Source organism: Labrenzia sp. PO1 (assembly GCF_012273635.1).
GTDB lineage: Bacteria > Pseudomonadota > Alphaproteobacteria > Rhizobiales > Stappiaceae > Roseibium > Roseibium algicola.
In genome coordinates, this window is record NZ_JAAXCR010000001.1 from 963,817 (window position 1) to 984,577 (window position 20,761).

At 60.1% G+C, this 20,761-nt stretch carries 23 protein-coding genes; 13 read left to right on the forward strand and 10 right to left on the reverse strand.

The window, feature by feature from the left end; translation table 11 throughout:
- Window positions 1-74: 74 nt before the first annotated feature.
- Window positions 75-641 carry a MarR family transcriptional regulator gene (locus tag HCG46_RS04595; protein WP_168684864.1) on the forward strand — a complete coding sequence of 189 codons (567 nt, stop codon included), beginning with the start codon at window positions 75-77 and terminating at the stop codon, window positions 639-641.
- Window positions 638-1,324: an MOSC domain-containing protein gene (locus HCG46_RS04600; RefSeq protein ID WP_168684866.1), complete on the forward strand. Its 687-nt coding sequence runs from the start codon at window positions 638-640 to the stop codon at window positions 1,322-1,324. Before HCG46_RS04595 ends, HCG46_RS04600 begins: the two co-directional genes overlap by 4 nt.
- Window position 1,325: 1 nt before the next feature.
- Here HCG46_RS04600 and HCG46_RS04605 read toward each other — a convergent pair whose 3' ends face one another.
- Window positions 1,326-1,673, reverse strand: a complete 348-nt coding sequence (locus HCG46_RS04605) for a hypothetical protein (protein WP_022998098.1) — start codon at window positions 1,671-1,673, stop codon at window positions 1,326-1,328.
- 344 nt (window positions 1,674-2,017) lie between these two features.
- On the opposite strand from HCG46_RS04605, the gene HCG46_RS04610 reads away from it, so the two are divergent.
- Both HCG46_RS04610 and pth read left to right on the forward strand, forming a co-directional pair.
- Window positions 2,018-2,641 (forward strand): 50S ribosomal protein L25/general stress protein Ctc, encoded by a 624-nt coding sequence (locus tag HCG46_RS04610; protein ID WP_022998099.1) that lies wholly within the window; start codon window positions 2,018-2,020, stop codon window positions 2,639-2,641.
- Between the two features lie 161 nt (window positions 2,642-2,802).
- The gene (gene pth / locus HCG46_RS04615) at window positions 2,803-3,591 is read left to right on the forward strand and encodes an aminoacyl-tRNA hydrolase (RefSeq protein ID WP_168684868.1); all 789 of its coding nucleotides are present in this window, start codon (window positions 2,803-2,805) and stop codon (window positions 3,589-3,591) included.
- Window positions 3,592-3,642: 51 nt separating this feature from the next.
- On the opposite strand, the gene HCG46_RS04620 is transcribed toward pth, so the two are convergent.
- Entirely contained in the window at window positions 3,643-4,248 is a 606-nt protein-coding gene (locus HCG46_RS04620) for an OmpA family protein (RefSeq protein WP_055655899.1), read from the reverse strand.
- Window positions 4,245-5,939 (reverse strand): DUF4384 domain-containing protein, encoded by a 1,695-nt coding sequence (locus tag HCG46_RS04625; RefSeq protein ID WP_168684869.1) that lies wholly within the window; start codon window positions 5,937-5,939, stop codon window positions 4,245-4,247. The genes HCG46_RS04620 and HCG46_RS04625 overlap by 4 nt, the downstream gene beginning before the upstream one ends.
- 232 nt (window positions 5,940-6,171) lie before the next feature.
- Between HCG46_RS04625 and ychF the strand changes: the two genes are divergently transcribed.
- From ychF to HCG46_RS04645, 4 genes are all read left to right on the forward strand, one after another.
- Entirely contained in the window at window positions 6,172-7,272 is a 1,101-nt protein-coding gene (gene ychF, locus HCG46_RS04630; RefSeq protein ID WP_022998103.1) for a redox-regulated ATPase YchF, read from the forward strand.
- Between the two features lie 160 nt (window positions 7,273-7,432).
- Complete coding sequence (locus HCG46_RS04635; RefSeq protein ID WP_168684871.1) at window positions 7,433-8,731, forward strand: MFS transporter; 1,299 nt, start codon at window positions 7,433-7,435, stop codon at window positions 8,729-8,731.
- A 165-nt stretch (window positions 8,732-8,896) separates the two neighbouring features.
- Window positions 8,897-9,580: a fumarylacetoacetate hydrolase family protein gene (locus tag HCG46_RS04640; RefSeq protein ID WP_022998105.1), complete on the forward strand. Its 684-nt coding sequence runs from the start codon at window positions 8,897-8,899 to the stop codon at window positions 9,578-9,580.
- Window positions 9,581-9,891: 311 nt separating this feature from the next.
- Window positions 9,892-11,667, forward strand: a complete 1,776-nt coding sequence (locus HCG46_RS04645) for an SLC13 family permease (RefSeq protein WP_168684873.1) — start codon at window positions 9,892-9,894, stop codon at window positions 11,665-11,667.
- A gap of 8 nt (window positions 11,668-11,675) precedes the next feature.
- Here HCG46_RS04645 and HCG46_RS04650 read toward each other — a convergent pair whose 3' ends face one another.
- On the reverse strand, window positions 11,676-12,575 hold the full coding sequence (locus tag HCG46_RS04650; RefSeq protein ID WP_168684876.1) for an AraC family transcriptional regulator: 900 nt from the start codon (window positions 12,573-12,575) through the stop codon (window positions 11,676-11,678).
- A gap of 189 nt (window positions 12,576-12,764) precedes the next feature.
- Here HCG46_RS04650 and HCG46_RS04655 point away from each other — a divergent pair, with 189 nt between their 5' ends.
- From HCG46_RS04655 to HCG46_RS28525, 4 genes are all read left to right on the forward strand, one after another.
- Window positions 12,765-13,664, forward strand: a complete 900-nt coding sequence (locus tag HCG46_RS04655; protein WP_055655907.1) for an NAD(P)-dependent oxidoreductase — start codon at window positions 12,765-12,767, stop codon at window positions 13,662-13,664.
- A gap of 118 nt (window positions 13,665-13,782) precedes the next feature.
- Window positions 13,783-14,145, forward strand: a complete 363-nt coding sequence (locus HCG46_RS04660; protein WP_022998109.1) for a hypothetical protein — start codon at window positions 13,783-13,785, stop codon at window positions 14,143-14,145.
- 72 nt (window positions 14,146-14,217) lie between these two features.
- Window positions 14,218-14,676 (forward strand): MaoC family dehydratase, encoded by a 459-nt coding sequence (locus tag HCG46_RS28520; protein WP_022998110.1) that lies wholly within the window; start codon window positions 14,218-14,220, stop codon window positions 14,674-14,676.
- A complete protein-coding gene (locus tag HCG46_RS28525) occupies window positions 14,673-15,152 on the forward strand; it encodes a MaoC family dehydratase (RefSeq protein WP_168684878.1) in 480 nt (159 codons plus the stop codon). The genes HCG46_RS28520 and HCG46_RS28525 overlap by 4 nt, the downstream gene beginning before the upstream one ends.
- Window positions 15,153-15,265: 113 nt before the next feature.
- Here the strand turns inward: HCG46_RS28525 and HCG46_RS04675 are convergent, their stop codons facing one another.
- Window positions 15,266-15,508 (reverse strand): hypothetical protein, encoded by a 243-nt coding sequence (locus HCG46_RS04675; RefSeq protein ID WP_075282487.1) that lies wholly within the window; start codon window positions 15,506-15,508, stop codon window positions 15,266-15,268.
- Window positions 15,509-15,622: 114 nt separating this feature from the next.
- Window positions 15,623-16,645: a methyltransferase gene (locus tag HCG46_RS04680; RefSeq protein WP_022998113.1), complete on the reverse strand. Its 1,023-nt coding sequence runs from the start codon at window positions 16,643-16,645 to the stop codon at window positions 15,623-15,625.
- A 288-nt stretch (window positions 16,646-16,933) separates the two neighbouring features.
- Here HCG46_RS04680 and HCG46_RS04685 point away from each other — a divergent pair, with 288 nt between their 5' ends.
- A complete protein-coding gene (locus tag HCG46_RS04685) occupies window positions 16,934-17,830 on the forward strand; it encodes an agmatinase (RefSeq protein WP_168684880.1) in 897 nt (298 codons plus the stop codon).
- A gap of 78 nt (window positions 17,831-17,908) precedes the next feature.
- On the opposite strand, the gene HCG46_RS04690 is transcribed toward HCG46_RS04685, so the two are convergent.
- The 4 genes from HCG46_RS04690 to HCG46_RS04705 all read right to left on the reverse strand — a co-directional run bounded on the left by HCG46_RS04690 (window position 17,909) and on the right by HCG46_RS04705 (window position 20,738).
- On the reverse strand, window positions 17,909-18,388 hold the full coding sequence (locus tag HCG46_RS04690) for a GNAT family N-acetyltransferase (protein ID WP_022998115.1): 480 nt from the start codon (window positions 18,386-18,388) through the stop codon (window positions 17,909-17,911).
- A gap of 117 nt (window positions 18,389-18,505) precedes the next feature.
- Window positions 18,506-19,168, reverse strand: coding sequence for a 5,6-dimethylbenzimidazole synthase (bluB, locus tag HCG46_RS04695; RefSeq protein WP_022998116.1), 663 nt, complete (start codon window positions 19,166-19,168; stop codon window positions 18,506-18,508).
- Window positions 19,169-19,175: 7 nt separating this feature from the next.
- The gene (locus HCG46_RS04700; RefSeq protein WP_022998117.1) at window positions 19,176-19,724 is read right to left on the reverse strand and encodes an adenine phosphoribosyltransferase; all 549 of its coding nucleotides are present in this window, start codon (window positions 19,722-19,724) and stop codon (window positions 19,176-19,178) included.
- Between the two features lie 135 nt (window positions 19,725-19,859).
- The gene (locus HCG46_RS04705) at window positions 19,860-20,738 is read right to left on the reverse strand and encodes an S-methyl-5'-thioadenosine phosphorylase (RefSeq protein ID WP_168684882.1); all 879 of its coding nucleotides are present in this window, start codon (window positions 20,736-20,738) and stop codon (window positions 19,860-19,862) included.
- Between the last annotated feature and the right edge of the window lie 23 nt (window positions 20,739-20,761).

Genomic DNA, 20,761 nt, shown 5'->3' on the forward strand with positions numbered 1-20,761 from the left:
GATTGAGGATGCAGCCTTATTAGTAGCGAGTCGAAACTATTGCAAGTTTAATTTCGACTCGCTACATAGAGAGCATGTTTGCTCCAACCGATACACAGACCATTCGCGACCTGATCGACCGGTTGACGCGTCTTGCCGCTGCCGAGGAATGGAACGGGCCTTTGAACCCGTCACAATTTGCTGCCCTCAACTATCTTGCCCGGGCAAACCGCTTTTCACGCGCGCCCTCGCACGTGGCCGATTTTCTGGCAACGACACGCGGCACAGCTTCGCAAACCCTCAAGGCGCTTTCCCGCAAGGAGCTGATTGCCGAAACGCGTTCGGACGAAGACAAGCGCAGCATTCGTTATGACGTCACCCGGGCGGGCCGGGACCTGTTGCAGGACCCTTCGTCTCTGGAGAATGTCATCGACGCCTTGCCGCCGGACGTCGCCGCGTCGCTGGCCTCGTCCCTGAAAGCACTTGTCCTGACGATGCTGCACCAGCGGGGTGGCCGCTCGTTCGGTCTCTGCAGCACCTGCTGCCATCACGAGGCAAGGGAAACGGGGGGCTATTGCAAGCTGCTCAACGTGCCGCTCTCGCCTGTCGATGCCGCACAGCTCTGCCACGAACACACACCAGCCGAAAGCCATCAGCCATGACCGCCAATGCCCGCATCGTCTCCCTCTTCACCGGAGAACCAGAACACCGTTGGGAGGGCAAGGAGCCGTCTGCCATCCGCAAGACCCGCGCAGATGGCATCCTCCCGGTCAGCTCCACCGGCATCACCACCGACCGTCAGGCGGATCTTTCCGTACATGGCGGACCGGAAAAGGCACTGCATATCTATCCTTCGGAGCATTATGCCCACTGGCGGGACGCCTTTCCGGAAAAGGCGGAAATCTATCAGCCAGGCGGTTTCGGCGAGAACATCGCTTCAGAAGGCTTTACCGAGGAAGACCTGTGCATCGGCGACATCCTGTCGGCGGGTACGGTCCGCATGCAGATTTCCCAGGGCCGGCAGCCCTGCTGGAAGCTGAACATGCACACAGACAACCCTCTGCAGGCAGCTCATTTCCAGAAGACAGGCCGAACCGGCTGGTATTTCCGGGTGCTGCAGGAAGGGTCGTTTCAGGCAGGCGACGAGTTGACCGTCGTTGAACGCCCCTGCCCGGACTGGAACCTGCGCGAGGTGATCCACGCCCGGTTCAACCCTCGGCTGGATCCGGCGGTGGCAAAGGCCCTGTCAGAACTTGAAGAGCTGGCTGAACCCTGGCGTGTCTCCTTCGCCAAAAAAGCCGATCCGGCCTTTCAGGAAGACACATCGAAAAGGCTCAACGGATAGGTCAGGCACCTTTCGGTGGCAGTGTCAAAGCATTGGCGATGGCAAGATCCAGCCAGTTTTGCAGAACTTCGTCGGTGCAATCGTCCTCACCGACGAAGAACATGCCACTCAAAGTGCGCCCGCCCTGAACGATCGGTTCAGCACCCGGCAGTGCCAGCCCGGCAGCATGGCTGGACTTGCCAAGACGGAAGATGAAACGTCGTTCGCCCTCCCTGGTGCGGTCGGCACCCGCGATCATGTGGCCATGCAGCAGAAAGCACATCGCGCCCATCATCCTTTTTTCGCTGATGCCTGCCCTGTTTCCAAGCGCCTCGCGCAAACGGTCGTTGAGGTCTTCATCGATGGCCATGGGGTCGATTCTTTCAGACAGGGAAGGTCAGGAAAACGATTTCGGACAGCGGGAGATATACCCGCACAGAGGACCGCAGCCTCTTCCGGACGAGCCAATCGGTCAACCGGAAGGTTCAGCAAATCTCTGTTACAGACCGGTTTGCGGGTGACCAGCTTGAAATTTCCGCAGTTCCCTGCGACAAACGAGCGACTGCGGACTTGCACTTTCCTTGCGCTTTGGGTATATCCGCGCTCGCGCCTGCACCCCTGGAGGAGGCGCTTCTGGACCGATCCCGGACAACATGAGTCTTCTGGCACGGTGGTTCGCCGGTCCGTTACCTATACACTCGAAGGAGTTTTGCCATGGCTGCCAGCTATGAGCTGAAGGCGTCGGCACGGGACCGGGTGGGCAAGGGGGCCGCACGGGCACTGCGTCGCGAAGGCCTTCTCCCTGCCGTGATCTACGGCGACAAGAAACAGGCACTGCCGATCACCATTCCGGTGAAAGAAACCACCATTACCCTGCACAAGGGTGGTTTCCTTACACACATCGGTATCATTGATGTGGACGGCGAAAAGCATCAGGTTATTGCCAAGGATTTCCAGCTGCACCCGGTACGCGACGACGTCATGCACGTCGACTTCCTGCGCGTTGCCAAGGGCTCCACGCTGACGGTTGAAGTTCCGGTTCACTTCCTGAACGAAGAAACCTGCCCGGGCATCAAGAAGGGCGGCGTCCTGAACATTGTTCGCCACACCGTCGAAATGACCGTTCCGGCCGACAACATTCCGGAAGCTCTCGAAATCGACCTGGCCAAGGCACAGCCGGGCGACAGCCTGCACATTTCCGCAGTTAAGCTGCCGGAAGGCTGCCAGCCGACCATCACCGATCGCGATTTCACCATCGCCACGATCGCTGCTCCGGCCGGTATGAAAGAGACCGACGACGAAGCTGAAGCAGAAGAAGGTGAAGGCGAAGCTGAATAAGCTGCAGCCTTGCTTTAAAAAATCGGGAGGCGGTCTCCGCCTCCCTTCCCCTTGCGGGAAAACTTGCAGAGCAGCCGCCATCGGCTGCTTTTTTGTTTCAGGATTAGCCAGCCGGTCTGCATTGCGCTAAATGCAGCACGCTCTACCTTGAAAGGCACACCATGAAATTGATCGTCGGCCTGGGCAATCCGGGCGCCAAATACGAAGGCAATCGGCACAATATCGGTTTCATGGCCGTTGATGAGATCCATCGCCGCCACTCCGGCTTCCAGCCCTGGAAAGCCCGTTTTCAAGGTCAGGTTTCCGAAGGCCGCCTCGGCTCGGAAAAGGTCCTGCTGCTGAAACCCAGCACCTACATGAACGAATCCGGCCGCTCTGTCGGCGAAGCCATGCGGTTCTACAAGATCGAACCGGCAGACATTGTCGTCATCTACGACGAACTCGACCTGCCGCCCGCGAAATTCCGCATGAAGATCGGCGGCGGCCACGGCGGTCACAACGGCCTGAGATCAATCACGGCGCATATCGGCGAAAGCTACCGCCGGCTGCGCCTCGGCATCGGTCATCCTGGCGACAAGAAGCTGGTGTCGAACTACGTGCTGGGTGATTTCGCAAAGGCCGATCGGGACTGGCTGGAGCCGCTCCTGATGGAAGTCGCCGATCAGGCTGCATTGCTGGCCGAAGGCAAGGACAGCCAGTTTGCCAACAAGTTGACCCTGGCCCTGGAGCCCGAAAAGGCACAGCGCAAGGGCAAGAGCCAGGACGACAAGGCAAAGGATGGCACGACTGGAGCCGCCAAGGCCGTTGCTCCCGGACAGGGCACCCCCGCACCAGCCAAACCCAAGGGCCAGAGCCATATTCGCCAGGCTCGGCAAGGCAAGTCGGTCAATTTGCCCAAGTCTGGGCCAATGGCTGACATGCTGAAGAAGCTTCTCGGCGGCGGCGACTGAGGCCGGTCCCTCCAAGAACACCAGCGCAACCGGGCTGCCTGCCTTTGGCGGTCAGGACAGCGGCTGAACGTTGATGATCTCCACACGCCTGTTGCGGCCGCTGGCCGGATCGCCCGGATCGACAGGACGGCTTTCGCCGTACCCCACCGGCACAAGCCGTTCACGGGGGATCGTATAGAACGCTGCCAGAAACTCCGCGACCATGAAGGCCCTTCGTTTCGACAGGTCCAGATTATAGGCCGACGTGCCGCGCAGGTCCGTGTGCCCGGCGATCTGGAAACGCATGTTCCTGAGCCGTGGATCCTGCAAGGCCTGTCCGAGCGCCTGCAACGTCAGAATGCCGTCGTTGGTCAGTGAGGCGGAATCGAACTCGAAATTGACCGTCAGATTGATGCGCGGCAGCTCCACTTCCGGCGGCAACTGGCCCTCGATGCTGATCCCGCGAAACGGGTGCGGTTCCTGCTTTCGCATGGACCGGGATTTCGGCGCGCCGGCGTCTGGCAACAACGCGTTGATGATCTGATCCGGCGTGACGGACTGAGCGGAGACGCCGGCTGGCAGCATCAAGGGGACCAGCAGCGCCAGAACGGGTGCCAATGCCAGGCGGGCGGTCGCAAATTCGATAAGAAAGCGCATGTCGAAACCTTTGAGTGTCACTCTTCCCGGATCGTCAAATGAAGGACGGCTGCAGAAATCTCACGTGGCAGGCTCATTTCGTCCGGCCGGTCCGCCATCCCTGCCCGCAATGCCGTCAGGAAATATCTGTCGTCCGCGGTCCCGGCGCCGCCTTCAGCGCTCACAGGCATGGAGAATTGCCCGGATCCGCCGTTTTCCAGTTCTTCCAGTTGGATGACAGGGCTATGAGCTGCAATCACGATAATGGCTTCCGACCCGGCAGGTGGCTGCACGGTGAACTTCTGACGCCCCTGCCGGCCATCGCCATAGACGAAACGGTCGCCGAATTGCACCTGCTGGCGCACCGGACCGCGACGCGGAAAGAGGTTCACCACAGTGCCGTCGGCCTGCAGATAGACGATATAGAGAAACGAGGCGAAATCCGGTGCGGTCACCTCGAAGGCCAGCGAATCTCCGTAGCGCAGATCCGCGCTGCCTCCCAGGAGCCGAATGCGCGGTCGCGAAGGTTCCGCCAGTGGCCGGGCAAGAGTCTTCAGGGCTTCACACACGGGCCAGGGCCTGACATCGATTTTCTGAAGCTGCTCGGGCGGAAACTCCGCTTCCAGCTTCCGGAGTGCTTCCTGTGTGCTCACGAAACCGGCGAGCAGCGGCATGCCGTCCGGCGTATCTTCGCTCACGTAAAGGCTGCTGCAGCTATCCCCCGCAAAGGCCACCTCATTGTCCCGGTCGGTTCTGGTCAGCCCAGGAACCGGACGCGGCGGCACGATGGACGTGCGCATGATCGACGCGTTGTGCATGTCGGCCTTCGTTGCCTCGTAGCTGATCCAGCCATACCCGTCTCCGGACCAGTATGGCCCCCAGGAGTTCTGGACGAGGAATGCCTGACGCCGTTCATCGTACCCGACGAACACCATCTGGTGTCCTCCGGCGGCCCCGCTGTGACGCCCGAGCGATCCCTGGTAGATCTCTCCCGATTTCAGATATTGCAGCGTCACCCCGTCCGGCGTCTGGGCGGACGGCACCACGCCGACCATCAGGAACCCGGTGGCCACGGGGTTCCCCGCCGCCAACTGCTGCTTGATCGCATCCAGATCCCGGTCCGTCGCGTTGCGGCGCTGGCGACCCTTGTCGAACACGAACAGGAAGTCTCGAATGCGGAACCTGTCGGGGGCCATCGTTGCGGTTTCCACCCGTTCCGAGCACATGGCGGCGTCCGGAATGTCGTCCTGGTCGGGAGAGCCGTTGCCCTTGAAATAGGCCATCGCCAGAAGCGCATGACTTCCGGCGGTTTCACACGCCTCCTGCCGGTTGCGGATCTGCGAATGGAGAAACGCCGGACTTGGCGTGAAGGTGCGGTTGCCGGGTTCCACGTTGTTTTCAAGCGCAGCGTAATAGCCGCGCATGGCATACCCGATGGCATAGGAAACACAGCTGCCGTATGTCTGCAGCAGGGGTGGTGGCATCATTGGCGACAGGTCGATCGCGTCGGGGATATAGGCCCGTGTGACATTTACCTGTCCGACGCCTTCCAGCAGCGCAGGATCGATCGGCGCATCGCCCAGAAGGCCCGTCAGATCACGCGGATTGAAGCTTTGAGCCGATGCCGGACTTGCCGAGAAGACAGTGGCACAAGTGGTGACGGCAGCCAGGGTGGCAAACAGGCTGCCGGAAAATGCACACAGAAACCCGTGTTTCTTGCGACTGAAAATCATCGCGTCCCAATTCCCAAAACAATCGCCCAAAACACCCACACGACTATAACCGATAAACAACCGGAGGGAAGCTTTCAGCCGGATCACATCGCCGGACGCCTTTCCTTTTGCCGCTTCATCCTGACATGCTCTTGACAAACACCCGCCCGCAGTCCGCCAAAGCCTTGACCTCTTGACCCGGCTCGGGCATTTAGCGCTGCAAAGTCTCAAGACCAACCGAAAGCGAACTCCCATGGGTTTCCAGTGCGGCATTGTCGGACTGCCGAATGTCGGCAAGTCCACACTCTTCAACGCGCTCACCAAGACGGCAGCTGCACAGGCTGCCAACTATCCGTTCTGCACCATCGAGCCGAATACGGGCGAAGTTGCCGTTCCGGATCCGCGCCTCTACGCGATCCGTCAAGTTGCAGGGTCCAAGGAAGTCATTCCGACGCGCATCACCTTTGTCGACATCGCCGGCCTCGTGCGCGGCGCCTCCAAGGGCGAAGGCCTCGGCAACCAGTTCCTGGCCAACATTCGCGAAGTCGACGCCATCGCACACGTGCTGCGCTGTTTTGAAGACGACGACATCACCCATGTGGAAGGCACTGTCGACCCGATCGCCGATGCCGAAACGGTCGAGACCGAACTCATGGTCGCCGACATGGAAAGCCTTGAGCGCCGCATTGCGCCGCTGAAGAAAAAGGCCTCCGGCGGCGACAAGGAAGCCAAGGCTGTGCTACCCGTCATGGAAGCCGCCCTGGCCCTGCTGCAGGACGGCAAGCCGGCACGCGTTCTGGAAGTGTCCGGTCCGGATGAAGAGAAGATCCTGAAGGGTCTGAACCTCCTGACTGCAAAGCCGGTTCTCTACGTCTGCAACGTCGACGAGGCATCCGCAGGCGAAGGCAATGCCCTCTCCGCCAAGGTCGCCGAAAAGGCGAAGGCAGAAGGCGCTGCCGCCGTCGTGATTTCCGCTGCCATCGAGGCGGAAATCTCCCAGCTCGACAAGGAAGAACAGGAAGAGTTCTTGGAAACCATCGGGCTTGAAGAGCCGGGCCTCGACCGGCTGATCCGCGCGGGCTACGGCCTGCTGGGCCTGATCACCTATTTCACGGCAGGCCCGAAGGAAACCCGCGCCTGGACCATCACCGAAGGCACCAAGGCCCCGGGCGCAGCCGGCGTCATCCATACGGATTTCGAACGCGGCTTCATCCGCGCGCAGACCATTGCCTACGACGATTACGTCGGCCTCGGCGGCGAAACTGCAGCCAAGGAAGCGGGCAAGGCTCGCGACGAAGGCAAGGAATATGTCGTCAAGGACGGCGACGTCCTGCTCTTCAAATTCAACACCTGACGAAATCCCGCGCAGGCAGCCAGGCGCCGCCTGCGCGTTTCCCGTCCGCTTCCACCTCCCGGTCAGCCGCCTTCCTCAGACGGCACGGAAACGGAAGATAAAGACATCCCCTCTAGGGTTACCCGGACAAACGGGAATTCGACCTGCAGGAGGGGCCAATATGGCGGGACGAAGCGACACCAGGATCCGCAAGATCATTGCGGGAACGGTGGGAAACACGCTGGAATGGTACGATTTCGCCGTCTACGGCTATCTTGCCCCCATCCTTGCGCAACAGTTTTTCCCGAGTGACGATCCGACCGTCAGCCTGATCAGCACCTTCGGTGTCTTTGCGGCAGGCTTCCTCATGCGTCCCATCGGCAGTCTGCTGCTCGGCCATATTGCCGACAAGACCGGCCGCAGCCGGGCCCTTCTGTTGTCCGTCGCCCTGATGGCCATTCCGACGACGCTGATCGCCTTCTTGCCGACCTACGACCAGATTGGCATTGCCGCACCTGTGCTGCTGACGCTGCTGCGGTTACTGCAGGGGCTTTCCGTCGGCGGCGAATACACCGGTTCAACCGTCTACCTCTACGAGATCGCCCCGCCCAAGCGTCGGTGTTTCACGGTTTCCTGGGCCCTGGTCGGGGCAACATTCGGCATTCTGCTCGGTTCCGGCGTGGCGGCACTGGCAACCGGCCTCCTGCCGGCGGACGATCTGGGAAGTTGGGGATGGCGCATTCCCTTCGCCTTCGGTCTGCTGGTCGGCCTGACCGGTTTCATGATCCGCAGCGGCACCAAGGCAGAAGAAAGGGACCAACCGCCCTCCTCGCATGATCCTGTCAGTGCTCCGGTTGGCGAGGTCCTGCGCAACCACCGGCCCGCCCTGCTGCGGACGATAGCGTGCAACATCCTCAACGGCGTCGGCTTCTATCTGACGTTCGTCTATCTCACGTCCTACCTGGTCGACTACGTCAAGTTCACGGAAAGCCGGGCCCTGACGATCAATACCAGCGTGATGGTCGTCTTCATGCTGCTGTTGCCTATTGTCGGCTATCTCGCCGACAAGATCGACCGAAGAACCATACTGCTGTTCGGATCGGGCGGTGTCGCCCTCTTCGCCCTGCCGATGTTCTGGCTGGTGCATCATCCGGATCCGGTCATGGTCATTCTGGGCCAGCTCGGCATGGCCGTTATTCTCACCGCCTTCTTTGCCCCGCTCATGGCCGCCATGGTCGGCCAGTTCCCTGTGTCCGTGCGCGTGACCGGCTATTCCATCGGATATAACATCCCGCTGGCGCTCTTTGGCGGCACGGCACCGCTGTTTGCCACCTATCTGATCGACAAGACCCACTTGCAGCTTGCGCCGGCGTTCTACATGATCGCTGCCGGCCTGCTGGCCTTCGTGGTCATCTGGTTCATGCCTTCGGAGGACGGTAGTATCGGCCAGGACGAAGAAGCGGAGCCGGCTCCAACGTAGTCCAGGGCAACAGGACCACCTGCGTTCCGGTCTGAACGCCTCTGGTGTGCCCAACAAATCGCACGGCAAAGGCTGGCTCTACCGGGGCGAACATAACTCCAGCTCGACAGGATGCTGCCGAACCCGGTACAAGCAGGCTTTCGTCAATTCTCGAAAGTGTCTGCGATGTCGACCGTCATTCCGGCTCCCTTCCCCACGATCCTGCCCGTCAGCGAAAGCCAGAAGGGTTTTCCAGTCCGCCGGGTCTATTGCGTCGGTCGAAACTATGCCGCTCATGCCGTGGAGATGGGCCACGATCCGAACAGGGAAGCACCGTTCTTCTTCCAGAAGAACCCGGACAACCTCGATCCTTCCGGCGAATTTCCCTATCCGCCCCTGTCCAGCGACGTGCATCACGAGGTCGAACTCGCGGTCGTTCTGAAGTCCGGCAAGCGCAGCATCCCGGCAGCCAGTGCACTTGAACATGTTTACGGCTACGCCGTTGCCCTCGACATGACCCGCCGCGACCTGCAGGCGGAGGCCAAGAAGGCGGGGCGCCCGTGGGAAGCCGCCAAGGCTTTTGAACGCTCTGCCCCTATCGGACGGATCATGCCGGCGGCAGACAGCGGCTTCCTCGACCAGGGCCGGATTGCACTCAGCGTGAACGGAGAGCTTCGCCAGGAAGGCGACCTCAACCAGTTGATCTGGAAAATACCGGAAATCATCGCCAAGCTGTCCGAGCTGTTCCAGCTTGGTGCCGGCGACGTCATCCTGACCGGAACCCCCGCTGGTGTCGGCTCCGTCCAGCGCGGCGACCTCATGCTGGCGACCATCGACGGCTTGCCGGAGCTGACCGTCAGGGTCATTTGACAGGCCCGGGCGGGCGTGTGCGCGCTCGCGTTGAGATCCCCGGTATTGCCGCATTGCAAGGGCCCGGAAAGCAGCCGCTTTCCGGGCCTGGTCTTATTGGCCTTCTCTCGCCCTTGAAAGCTGCGGAACCTTTTGGTGGCAATCCGTGTTTAGAAGTTGTGGTCCCGGTTTCTCCGACAACGGCGCTGTCCAGCTCCGTTCGGCCGGAAATGCAAAGGAAGACGGACCAAGTCCTTTAAGTGGTCTTGAGATTGCGGGTCGGCCATGTTCAGGTCGAACCCGGATTTTGAAGTCTTTGCCGGAGCCTGTTCGTGACCTTTGACCAGATTGCCCTGTTCGTCCTCTTCGGCACTGTCTTCGCACTGCTGGTCTGGGGCCGTATCCGCTTCGATCTCATTGCCTTTGGCGCGTTGATCCTGGGTGCGTTCCTGGGTCTCGTCCCTTCCGAGGAAATCTTCTCCGGCTTCGGCCATTCCGCCGTCATGATCATTGCCCTCGTGCTGATCGTCTCGCGCGGGCTGATGAACTCAGGTGCCGTGGAACTGATTGCGGGCGTGGTGATTTCCGCTTCCAGAGGCCTGTCGCGGCATATCGGTCTCATGGCCATCGTCGGCGCCAGCCTGTCGGCAATCATCAATAACGTGGCCGCGCTGGCATTGCTCATGCCGCTCGATATGGAGGCAGCCAAGAAGGCGGAACGTTCGCCTGGCCTCTCCCTGATGCCCCTGTCTTTCGCAACGATCCTTGGCGGCATGATCACCCTGATCGGAACACCGCCAAACATCGTGATTGCGCAGTATCGTTCGGATGCCTTTGGCGCGCCCTTTTCCATGTTCGATTTTGCCCCTGTCGGCCTCGTGGTCGCAGTGACAGGCATTGCCTTTGTTGCCCTGTTCGGCTGGCGCCTGCTGCCCCGCCATTTCCGGGACAAGCCGAAACAGGAGGGCTTTGCCGAAAGCCTTTATGCGGCCGAACTGAAGGTCGGGGAAATCTCGGAAGAAAAGCCGCTCACTGTCGGCGATCTTTACCCGGTTGCCGACGAGAAGGATGTCGCCATCATCGGCCTCATCCGCAATGGCCGGCGTGTACGCGGGTTTGCCCGCCGCGAGGCGATCAAGTCCGGAGATTACCTGTTCGTGGAAGGCGACCCCAAGGCCATCGAGGCCTTCATGGGCGCCGCCAAGCTGGAATTCGCCGGCTCAGAACAGCACAAGGGCGGCCTGAACAACGACGCCCTGTCACTGATCGAGGCAATCGCGCCGGACAATGCCAGGATCATCGGCCGGTCGAGTTTCGACATGCGTCTTCTTTACGGCCACAGCGTTACCTTGCTCGGCATTTCCAGGCAGGGTCGCCGCGTTCAGAAACGCGTTCGCCACGAAGAGATACGCCCGGGTGATGTGCTTCTGCTGCTGGGTACTCCGGAGCGGCTGGAAAGCGCCTGCGCCTGGCTTGGTGTTCTGCCTCTGGAAGGACGCAAGACGGGCGTCATGCAGCGCAACAAGGCCTGGCTGGCCATCGCAGGCTTTGCCGTTGCGATTGCAGCAGCCGTTGCCGGCCTTGCCTATCTCCCGGTTGCCCTGGCTGCCTGTGTGATTTTTTATGCCGCCGCCGGCCTGATCAGCGGATCGGAGGTTTATCAGTCCGTGGAGTGGAAAGTGATCGTGCTGCTCGGCTCGCTGATCCCCCTTGGACAGGCTTTCGAGGAAGCAGGCAACGCACAGCTGATCGCCGACAGTATTCTCGCCCTCACCTCGACGGCTCCGGCATGGGTCACCCTCGCCATCCTGATGGTGGTGACGATGACCCTTTCCGACTTCCTGAACAACGTTGCCACCTGCCTGATCGCAGCGCCCATCTCGGTCCAGATCGCCAATTCCCTTCAGGTGAACTCCGACCCGTTCCTGATGGCGGTGGCGGTTGCTTCGTCCTGTGCGTTCCTGACGCCGATCGGCCACAAGAACAACACCATCATCATGGGCCCGGGCGGCTATCGCTTTGGCGACTACTGGCGCATGGGCCTGCCGCTCGAAGTCCTCGTCCTGGCCGTCAGCATCCCGGCCATCCTGCTGTTCTGGCCGCTCTGAAGCAGAGCTCAGGCAGCAGGCTTCAGAGGCAAGCAGATGTCGGTCAGAAGGTCCGCCGGCGCCGTGTCGCGCGGGTTGTTGAGATAGACTTCCAAACAGGGCGCATCGTCCGGTTCACGGCCGGACTGCGTCAGCCACTCGCCGTAAAGCCACTCGTAGGCCCATTTCATGTCGGCGTAGGGTCCCTTGTAACGCAGCACCGCGTAGTCACCGGCACGTGTTTCCCGCTTTTCGAGCGGAGCATCGACCGGGAAGCTATCGTTTATGACCGCTCCGGCAGCCGACTGCAGATCATCTTCGGCAACATGGGTCGGGTCGGAATAATAGAGCGCCTTCATCGCACCGATCCGACCGACCAGCTGACGGCTCACCAGAATGCCGAAAAGTGTCTCAAACGCCTTGCCGATTTCCATGTACGCGCCTCGGTGAGGCAGCACGGCCAGGGTTTCGGACGGAAGGGTTTTGACGGAAACGTCATGCATTGGAGCTGGTCCTTTCAGTTTGGGAAGTGGTGCACCGCCGTTGGCCGGCTGAACCCGGCGCGAGGAAACGGAGGAGCGGTAGGCGGTGGGAGTCTGGCCGTAAGCCTGTTTGAAGCTGCGTGAAAAAGCCTCCAGGCTGCCGTAACCGGCCCGTTTTGCGACGACGGGCAAGGCCAGGTCCGTATAGGCAAGGTCTCCCGCGGCACGATGAAGGCGCAGCCGCTTGACCGTCGCGAAGATGGATTCGCCATAGGTCGACTGCCAGACCCTGTGCCAGTGTGAGGGAGAAAGGGCTGCCACCTCGGCAAGCGTCGCCAGATCAGGATCCTCGTCGAGGTTGGCGTAGATATATTCGATCACCCTTGTGAAACGGCGGACATAGCCGTTGTCTCGCGGTGAGAGTGTGAGCTTTTCGTGATTGGTCATGGACTTGGCCCTGTTCGATTGATGGGACCCTAGCACCATGCTTTTTGATAAATCTTGCTGACTTCCACCCTCTCACGCCGGCACATTCCGGAAGAACAAGGTCTTTCTTCCAGAAAGACAAAACAGGCACTGGCTTCCGGCGTCGGAATGGCCATGATGTACGCAACTCAAAAACAGGGGAGTTGAACCATGACCACCCAGAAACGCATTCTGTTCACCGGCGGTTCCGGCAAGGCCGGACGGCACGTCATTCCCTATCTGCTGGCGCAGGGACATCGCGTCGTCAATGTCGACCTGAAACCGCTTGATCATCCAGGTGTCGACAACCTCATCGCCGACATCACCTCATCGGGTGAAATGTTCAACGTCATGACCAGCTACGCCAATTTCGATGAACTGGAACCGGGCAACGGGGTGCCAACTTTCGATGCGGTGGTCCATTTCGCGGCTGTGCCGCGCATTCTCATTCATCCGGACAACAGAACCTTCGAAGTCAATACGATCGGCACATACAACGTCATTGAAGCCGCCGTGAAGCTCGGCATCCGCAAGATCGTGATCGCCTCTTCGGAAACCACCTACGGCGTCTGTTTCGCCGATGGCGTGGTCGATCCGAAGGTGCTACCCGTCGAAGAAGATTATGACGTCGACCCGATGGACAGTTACGGGCTTTCCAAGGTGGTCAACGAACAGACCGCCCGCGCCTTCCAGCGCCGGTCCGGCTTCGATATCTATGCGCTGCGGATCGGCAATGTCATCGAGCCGCACGAATACGACCGGTTCCCGGATTTCTTCGCCAATCCTGCGCAACGCCGCAGGAACATCTTCTGCTATATCGATGCGCGCGACCTCGGTCAGATCGTCGACCGCTGCCTCGAAAAGGACGGGCTCGGCTACCAGGTCTTCAACGCCGGCAACGACACGAATTCCGTCGATATTCCGAATGCGGAAATCCTCAAGCGCTTCTTCCCCGACGTGCCGCTGAGCCGGGAACTCGGCGAGCACGAGGCCCTGTTTTCGAACCGCAAGATCCGCGAGGTTCTGGGCTTCCAAGAAGAGCACAACTGGCGCAAATACGTGACCGTATAACCGGCGATCCAAGCAAGAACGAAGGCTGGCGGATTTAGTTTTACTTCCGATACGGCTGGGACTAGCTTCTGAACGCAACACTGTCGGGCAGCAAGGCTGCCCACCTGGGAAACGTGCCATGAAGCTACTGAAATCTGCCACTCTCGGCCTTGCCCTCCTGGCGTCTGCGACTGCAGCCGTCGCACAGGGAACCGGCTCGCAAGGGTACTTCCAGATCTACAACAACACCGAAGACAACGTCGTCGTCGGCTTCTACACCAATGACGGCGACGGCTGGTCGGACAACTGGCTGTCCGGGCCGCTTTCGCCGGGTGAAAGCGCGAAAGCCGAGTTCGCCGCCGACACCGGCAATTGCGCGCAGACCTTCCAGGTCGGCTGGCTGGCCGACGACGATACCGAAGTTCTCGACGATCCGATCGACATCGATATCTGCGAAGCCAGCAACGTCTACATGGATGATAACGAGATCTATTACGACTGATCTTTTCTTCCAATCTCAAGGCGGGAACGCGGACCATCGCGTTTCCGCGGACTGCCAACACCACCGGAATTCATGACCGATCTCCTTTATTTTGAAGACTTCGAACCTGGTCAGGTCTTCGAGCTGGGCTCCCTCACCGTCAGCAGGGACGAAATCATCGATTTCGCTGCCGAGTTCGATCCACAGCCTTTCCACCTCGACGAAGAGGCCGGCAAGGCATCCATCCTCGGCGGGCTCGCCGCCTCCGGATGGCATACAGGTTCGATGGTGATGCGCCTGCTTGCCGAAAATTTCCTGACCAGAACAAGCGGCCGTGGTTCGCCGGGTATCACCAAGCTGCAGTGGAAGCGTCCCGTTCATCCAGGTGACTGCCTAACGGCCCGGGTCGAAATACTCGACACGAGAGACTTGCGGTCGAAACCGGACCTTGGCCTTGTCAACATTCGCGTGACGGCCAAGAACCAGAAGGGCATTGAAGTGCTCGTCTGGGAAAACCCGAACCTGTTCGCAAGACGGGAGGTCGCCCGGTGAGTGCCTTTTTCGAAGATATTAAAGTGGGTGACACGCTTGACCTTGGGGAACACACCTTCACCCGGGAAGACATCGTGCGTTTTGCGGAAAAATACGATCCGCAGGCTTTTCATCTCAGCGAGGAGGCCGCCGCGCAGACCCATTTCGGTCGCCTGTGCGCTTCCGGTTGGCACACGGCAGCGGTTTTCATGAAGCTCTGGGTCGCAAGGCACAAGGCCCTTCAGGAAGAAGCGCTGGCAGCAGGGCAAACACCAGCCAATATCGGCCCCTCGCCCGGGTTCGAGGATCTCAAGTGGATCAGGCCGGTCTTTGTTGGTGACACGCTGCGCTACCGGCGTGTGGTCACCGGCAAGACCGAAAGCCGGACCCGCCCGGACTGGGGTCTGGTTCATTCCGACATGCAGGCCTTCAATCAGGACGGCACGCTGGTGTTCTCCTTCAAGGGCACGGTGTTCGTCGAACGCCGCAAGCGCTAACCGGACAATCAGTCGGCCCTGTTAAAACGCAAAAGCGTGCTGCGTCCTCAAGACGGCAGCACGCTTTGCGGTTGGCGATCCTGTCTTGCCATGCCTCGCATGCGAGCTGTGCGTCAGCGGCAGACGTCCAGGATCCACAAGAAGGCCATCGGCACCATGGTCAGCGCCGGCAGGATGATCGCCGGGTATCCGAAGGCATAGATCGACACCGCCCAGATCATCGCGAGATTGGCGATGAACCAGTATTTGGCATCTTCCGCGCCATAAAGCGCTTCCTTGAGAAACAGGTTCAAGATGGGCACGGCCAGAAGCAGCCGTAGCACCAGGACTTCCTTGGGGGCAGATGAAGCAGACATCTCTTCTCCGGATCTTAGGAAAAACACGTAGAGTTTGTCCCTAATCCGTTTGCCTGTTCCAGGCACTGCGGCAAACGGACATCATGCCCATTTGCCGCAGTTTGCCACGTGATGCTATTCCGGCTTGCGGCCGTGCACCAGCATCGTCATGCCCGGGATCATCACTTCAACTGCGATATCTGTGAAGCCGGCGGCTTCCATCAAGCCGGCAACGTAGGAACTCGTGATCGAACGGGCTTCCGGGTTGAAGGCGGTGTGCTGAAGCTGCCAGAGCGCCGCCAGCTTCGGCCCGTCGCGGTTTTCGTCGACCATGAAGTCATGCACCATGAAGTCACTGCCCGGTGTCAGAACCTCGAACGCCTTGCGCACAAGCCCGGGAATGGCCGTGCCCGGGACGCCGGAAAAGAGATAGGACATCAGCACTGCGTCCGCGCTGTCCGGCCAGGTGTCCTTCAGGGCATTGCCCGGCGCGTAGCGGATGCGGTCCTGCAGGCCTTCTTCGGCAATGAACTCTTCACCTACCTTGGCGACATTCGGAAAATCCAGAACGGTTGATCGCAGTCCCGGATACGCCTTGCAAAGCGAAATCGAGAAGGCCCCGGTGCCACCGCCAACGTCCAGCAACTGCTTGGCAGCGGACAGATCCACAAGCTTGGCAAGTCCCCGCCCGGGCCCGAGCGAGCCTGCATGCTGGGACCGGGAATAAAGCCGTGCTTCTTCCGGGTCGCTGAACCACGTCTCGTAGGAAGCAACCTGGTCGTCTTCCAGACTGTCCGTCAGGGCGTCGTTGAGCTGGGTCATGAAGGGGTACATCTGCTTGTCGATCTGAAACCGCAGATAGTCGCCGAAATCATACTTCCGTCCTTTCACCAGAAACGCCTCCGCTGCGGGCGAATTGGTGAAGCCTGCTCCCTCCCGGCGCACCAGCCCGAGGCTCGTAAGCGCGGTCAACAGTGTTGTGGCACGATCAAGATCAAGCTCGCTTTCTTCAGCAACTTGCTGTGGCGTCAAGGTCTTTTCGGAAAGCAGTGAAAACAAATCTACATGAAGTGCAGAAAAAAGAGCCTTGGAGCCCATAAATCCGAAAGCAATATCTGAAATTTCCTCAGCCGTTTCCAAGGACCTGGCGACGGGCATAAATTATCCTCCTCAGGAATTCTGAGCACAAATGTGCGAAATTTTTCCGTTCAGGAAAAATGAACTTGGGAATGAGCAAGTATAACTATTGTGCGCCGCAATGCAAATTCCGCTCCCCATCCGGCAAGAGCTGACGCGGGAGCCGGTTTTTGTCCTTGAACTTTGGCAGACCCCGGTCTTCGATTAAGCTGAGGCCGATGCTGTCAGGCATCGAAAGCGTTCTCAAACGCCTGGGAATTTGCCTTTCTGCAGTATACCGCCCGCAAGAAACCGAACAGGACCGACCGAGTGCCTTTTCTCGACTTTCCCGCACAGCTTCCGGAAAACCGGACACCACGTGCCGTGATCTTCGGTGCCGGACACGGCAGCACTTACCCTGGCAAGGACAGCAGCGGATACACCGGAGCAGCCGATGCCATTCGCGCAGCCAGTCAGGAAGATGCCGGCCTCGTCGGCCACTGGGACTTCGATCTCGGCGGACCGCTTTTCGAGGGTCAGCCGGTTTGCTGCACCGACATCGGCAATATCGACACCCGGCTGCACGACAACGCAGGCAACCGGGCACGGATCGAGGCACAAACACGCTCGATCCTGGCACTGCCAGCCGTTCCGATCCTGCTTGGCGGTGATGATTCCCTGCCGATCCCCTTCCTCGCCGCCTTCGCTGATCAAGGGCCCCTGTGGGTGCTGCAGATAGATGCCCATATCGACTGGCGCGACGAGGTCGACGGCGAGCGCTACGGCTACTCCAGCCCGATGCGCCGCATCAGCGAGATGCCGCATGTTGCGGGCCTCGTTCAGGTTGGCCTGCGTGCCGTCGGCAGCGCCGGCAAAACCGAAATCGAGGCTGCACAAACCTATGGTAGCCGCTTTGTCACAGCGCGCGAGGTCCACGCAGAAGGCATCTCGGCCGCGTTGAAGCATATTCCACAAGGCGCGCGCTGCGTCGTCACGCTGGACTGTGACGGCCTCGACCCGGCCATCATGCCCGGCGTTGCCGCGCGCACGCCCGGCGGGCTCACCTACACGCAGGTGATCGATCTGATTGCGGGTCTGGGCAGACGCACAAGGATCGTTGGGTTTGACCTTGTCGAATTCTACCCGCCAAACGATATCGACGGCCTCAGCGCGCTGACCGCCTCAAGACTTTTGGTCAACGCCGTCGGCGCGATCGTCCGGCAATAACAGGATGCTCGGACAGGTATTCGGGTTGGCAAGACCGATGCAGAAAAGGTGGGAAAGAAAGGGGATGTCGCCAGCACCTCAAAGGCTGCGGGCAAACAGGACTTCGTCGCGGATTTCGATACCGTAGTCGCCACGCAGCGGGATTTCCGGCTTCTTCTCGCGCTCGGCATCGATGACACCTTGCGCGATCCGCTCCAGACGGAAGCCGCGCCGTTGATAGAAGCGGAAGGCGTCGAGGTTGTCGTTGGACGTACGGACGGTCAGCCGGTTGATGCCGGATGCCTTTGCTTCATCGACCACCGCGTTCAGCAGCAGTGTTCCGGTGCCACCCCAGCGGCTGAGCGAGTCCAGCGTGAGAATTTCCCATTCGCTTTCCCGCTTGATCAGCGTGACGAGCCCCACAAGATCGTCGCCTGCGTAGGCAACATAACCCGGCAGGCTCGACGCATCGACGATCTCGCCGTCCAATAGCATTTCGGGGCCTGCCCATCGGTCTGCCAGAAGCTGGAACACAGCTTCCTTGTCTTCCTCGTTGATCCGTCGGATGATCACGCTCATGGTCTGCCCTGCCTCCAGATCAGCGGCCCTTCAATCGTCGCCAATTGAACAAGCATTTGCCGATCGCTTCCATAATTTGCGAGCATCCTTTTTGCGGTCGTCTGGCCGCAGGATGCCCTATCGGTGAATGACGCGGGATGCCAGAGGCGTGCGCGCCTGCCAACGCGCTCGCTCCAGCTCCGGGTCGATATGCTCTTCTTCCGGATAACCGACGCATAGATAAGCCACGAGGCGCCAACCGGCGTCAACCTGCAGCGCCTCTGTCACCGCGTCCGGATCAAGGATCGACACCCAGCCAACCCCGACACCTTCGGCACGAGCCGCCAGCCAGAATGTGTGGATCATGCTGACCGTGGAATAGGCCAGCGTTTCCGGCATGGTCAGCCGGCCCAGTCCGTGGCCCTGCTCCGGGTCGTCGTCGCAGAAAATCGCCAGATGCACGGGGGCTTCCTTCAGCCCCGCCAGTTTGAGCTGGCGATAGGCGAGCGCCTTGTCGTCACTGTAGGTCCTGGCGGCTTCTTCGTTTTCCGCTTCGAAGCTCGCGATGATCCGCCCACGCGCCTCGGCGCTGTCGACAACAACAATTCGCCAGGGTTGACTGTTGCCAACCGAGGGCGCGAGGTCTGCCAGTTGCAGAAGATGGTCGAGAGCGCCTGCCGGCAACGGCTCCTGCTTGAAACGGCGCACGTCCCGGCGCCATTTCAGAAGGGTCTCGAAATCCTTCTGAAATTTCGCTGAAAAGTCCGGTATCACGTCTCTGCCTTCGGCTCCTCCCGCCATGACAGACCTAGTGACCCGGAAATTCCACGAGGGTGCGCACTGGAACGTTCATCGCTTCCAGTTTCTTGCGCCCGCCGAGATCTGGCAGATCGACGATGAAGCACGCCGACTCGATGTTGGCGCCCATGGACCGCAACAATTTGCAGGCAGCCTCTGCCGTTCCACCGGTAGCAATCAGGTCGTCAACCAGGATGACACGGTCACCCGGTTTGATCGCGTCCTTGTGCATTTCCATCTCATCCAGGCCATATTCCAGGGAATAGGCGATCCGGACGGTTTCGTGCGGGAGCTTGCCTTTCTTCCTGATCGGCACGAAGCCGGCGGACAGCTGGTGCGCGACCGCGCCCCCGAGAATGAAACCGCGCGCCTCGATGCCCGCAATCTGATCGACCTTGGAGCCGGCCCAGGGCTGCACCAGGGCATCGACCGCCCGGCGGAAGGCACGGGCATCGCCGAGCAGCGTCGTGATATCCCGGAACAGGATGCCCTCTTTCGGATAGTCCTTGATCGTGCGGATTGCACTGACAAGTTCATCCTGAATGGTCTGTGCGGTCATCGGGATATCTCTCTGTTAAAATAGTTCCAGGCATCTGCCCCGGCCGGTGGTTATAACAAGTTTGACCTGCCGGTCGAAGCAATTTCGCTTTGTCTCAAGGGGTTATGCCGGCCATACTTTCAGCCGGCAATCCGGTCAGGTCCGGTTCAGGATCCGTCCTGCGACAGCGTCGAGCTTCGCCACCAGCGCCGGGTCGCGCTTGTCCGGTGCGGTCATCATGGCAAACTCCAGCGCAGTATCGGACCCGGCCGGGCAGGACTGATGTTCGCGCGGCAGATCCCTTGCGACACGGGCAACAAGCCTCTGGGCGTTTTCCGCGTTCTCGTGAAGAACCTTGATGATGGCCTGAATATCGACTTCGCCGTGGTCCGGGTGCCAGCTGTCATAGTCGGTGACCATCGCGATGGTGGCGTAGGAAATCTCGGCCTCGCGGGCAAGCTTTGCTTCCGGCATGTTGGTCATGCCGATGACGTCGCAGCCCCAGGACCGGTAGAGCTGGCTTTCCGCTAGAGAAGAGAACTGCGGGCCTTCCATGGCCAGATAGGTACCGCCCTTGGCATAGGCGAGGCCCTCAGCTTTCGCGGCTGCCGCCACTGCATCGACCAGTTTCGGGCTGACCGGGGTCGCCATGGACACATGCGCGACACAGCCGGTACCGAAGAAACTCTTCTCCCGCGCAAACGTCCTGTCGATGAACTGGTCCACCAGCACGAAGGTGCCCGGAGAATGTTCTTCCTTGAGCGATCCGCAGGCAGAGACAGACAGAAGATCGGTGACACCGCAGCGCTTCATCACGTCGATGTTGGCGCGGTAGTTGATGGTTGTCGGCGAATAGACGTGTCCGCGCCCATGACGGGGCAGGAAAACCACCTTGAGACCATCAATGGTGCCGATACGCACTTCATCGGACGGCGTGCCCCAGGGGCTGTTGACGGCGATCCATTCGGAGTTTTCCAGACCCGGAAGGTCGTAGATTCCAGACCCGCCGATAATGCCCAATACTGCGTCTGCCATAACCACTCCAAACAGATTCAAAA

Coding starts and splice junctions, on each gene's coding strand:
- HCG46_RS04660 (WP_022998109.1), top strand. CDS start 13,783: ATGAAGCTACTGAAATCTGCCACTCTCGGCCTTGCCCTCCTGGCGTCT.
- HCG46_RS04640 (WP_022998105.1), top strand. CDS start 8,897: ATGTCGACCGTCATTCCGGCTCCCTTCCCCACGATCCTGCCCGTCAGC.
- HCG46_RS04600 (WP_168684866.1), top strand. CDS start 638: ATGACCGCCAATGCCCGCATCGTCTCCCTCTTCACCGGAGAACCAGAA.
- HCG46_RS04675 (WP_075282487.1), bottom strand. CDS start 15,508: ATGTCTGCTTCATCTGCCCCCAAGGAAGTCCTGGTGCTACGGCTGCTT.
- HCG46_RS04625 (WP_168684869.1), bottom strand. CDS start 5,939: ATGATTTTCAGTCGCAAGAAACACGGGTTTCTGTGTGCATTTTCCGGC.
- ychF (WP_022998103.1), top strand. CDS start 6,172: ATGGGTTTCCAGTGCGGCATTGTCGGACTGCCGAATGTCGGCAAGTCC.
- HCG46_RS04655 (WP_055655907.1), top strand. CDS start 12,765: ATGACCACCCAGAAACGCATTCTGTTCACCGGCGGTTCCGGCAAGGCC.
- HCG46_RS04610 (WP_022998099.1), top strand. CDS start 2,018: ATGGCTGCCAGCTATGAGCTGAAGGCGTCGGCACGGGACCGGGTGGGC.
- HCG46_RS04650 (WP_168684876.1), bottom strand. CDS start 12,575: ATGACCAATCACGAAAAGCTCACACTCTCACCGCGAGACAACGGCTAT.
- HCG46_RS04595 (WP_168684864.1), top strand. CDS start 75: ATGTTTGCTCCAACCGATACACAGACCATTCGCGACCTGATCGACCGG.
- HCG46_RS04605 (WP_022998098.1), bottom strand. CDS start 1,673: ATGGCCATCGATGAAGACCTCAACGACCGTTTGCGCGAGGCGCTTGGA.
- bluB (WP_022998116.1), bottom strand. CDS start 19,168: ATGGCGGGAGGAGCCGAAGGCAGAGACGTGATACCGGACTTTTCAGCG.
- HCG46_RS04680 (WP_022998113.1), bottom strand. CDS start 16,645: ATGCCCGTCGCCAGGTCCTTGGAAACGGCTGAGGAAATTTCAGATATT.
- HCG46_RS28520 (WP_022998110.1), top strand. CDS start 14,218: ATGACCGATCTCCTTTATTTTGAAGACTTCGAACCTGGTCAGGTCTTC.
- pth (WP_168684868.1), top strand. CDS start 2,803: ATGAAATTGATCGTCGGCCTGGGCAATCCGGGCGCCAAATACGAAGGC.
- HCG46_RS04705 (WP_168684882.1), bottom strand. CDS start 20,738: ATGGCAGACGCAGTATTGGGCATTATCGGCGGGTCTGGAATCTACGAC.
- HCG46_RS04635 (WP_168684871.1), top strand. CDS start 7,433: ATGGCGGGACGAAGCGACACCAGGATCCGCAAGATCATTGCGGGAACG.
- HCG46_RS04700 (WP_022998117.1), bottom strand. CDS start 19,724: ATGACCGCACAGACCATTCAGGATGAACTTGTCAGTGCAATCCGCACG.
- HCG46_RS04690 (WP_022998115.1), bottom strand. CDS start 18,388: ATGAGCGTGATCATCCGACGGATCAACGAGGAAGACAAGGAAGCTGTG.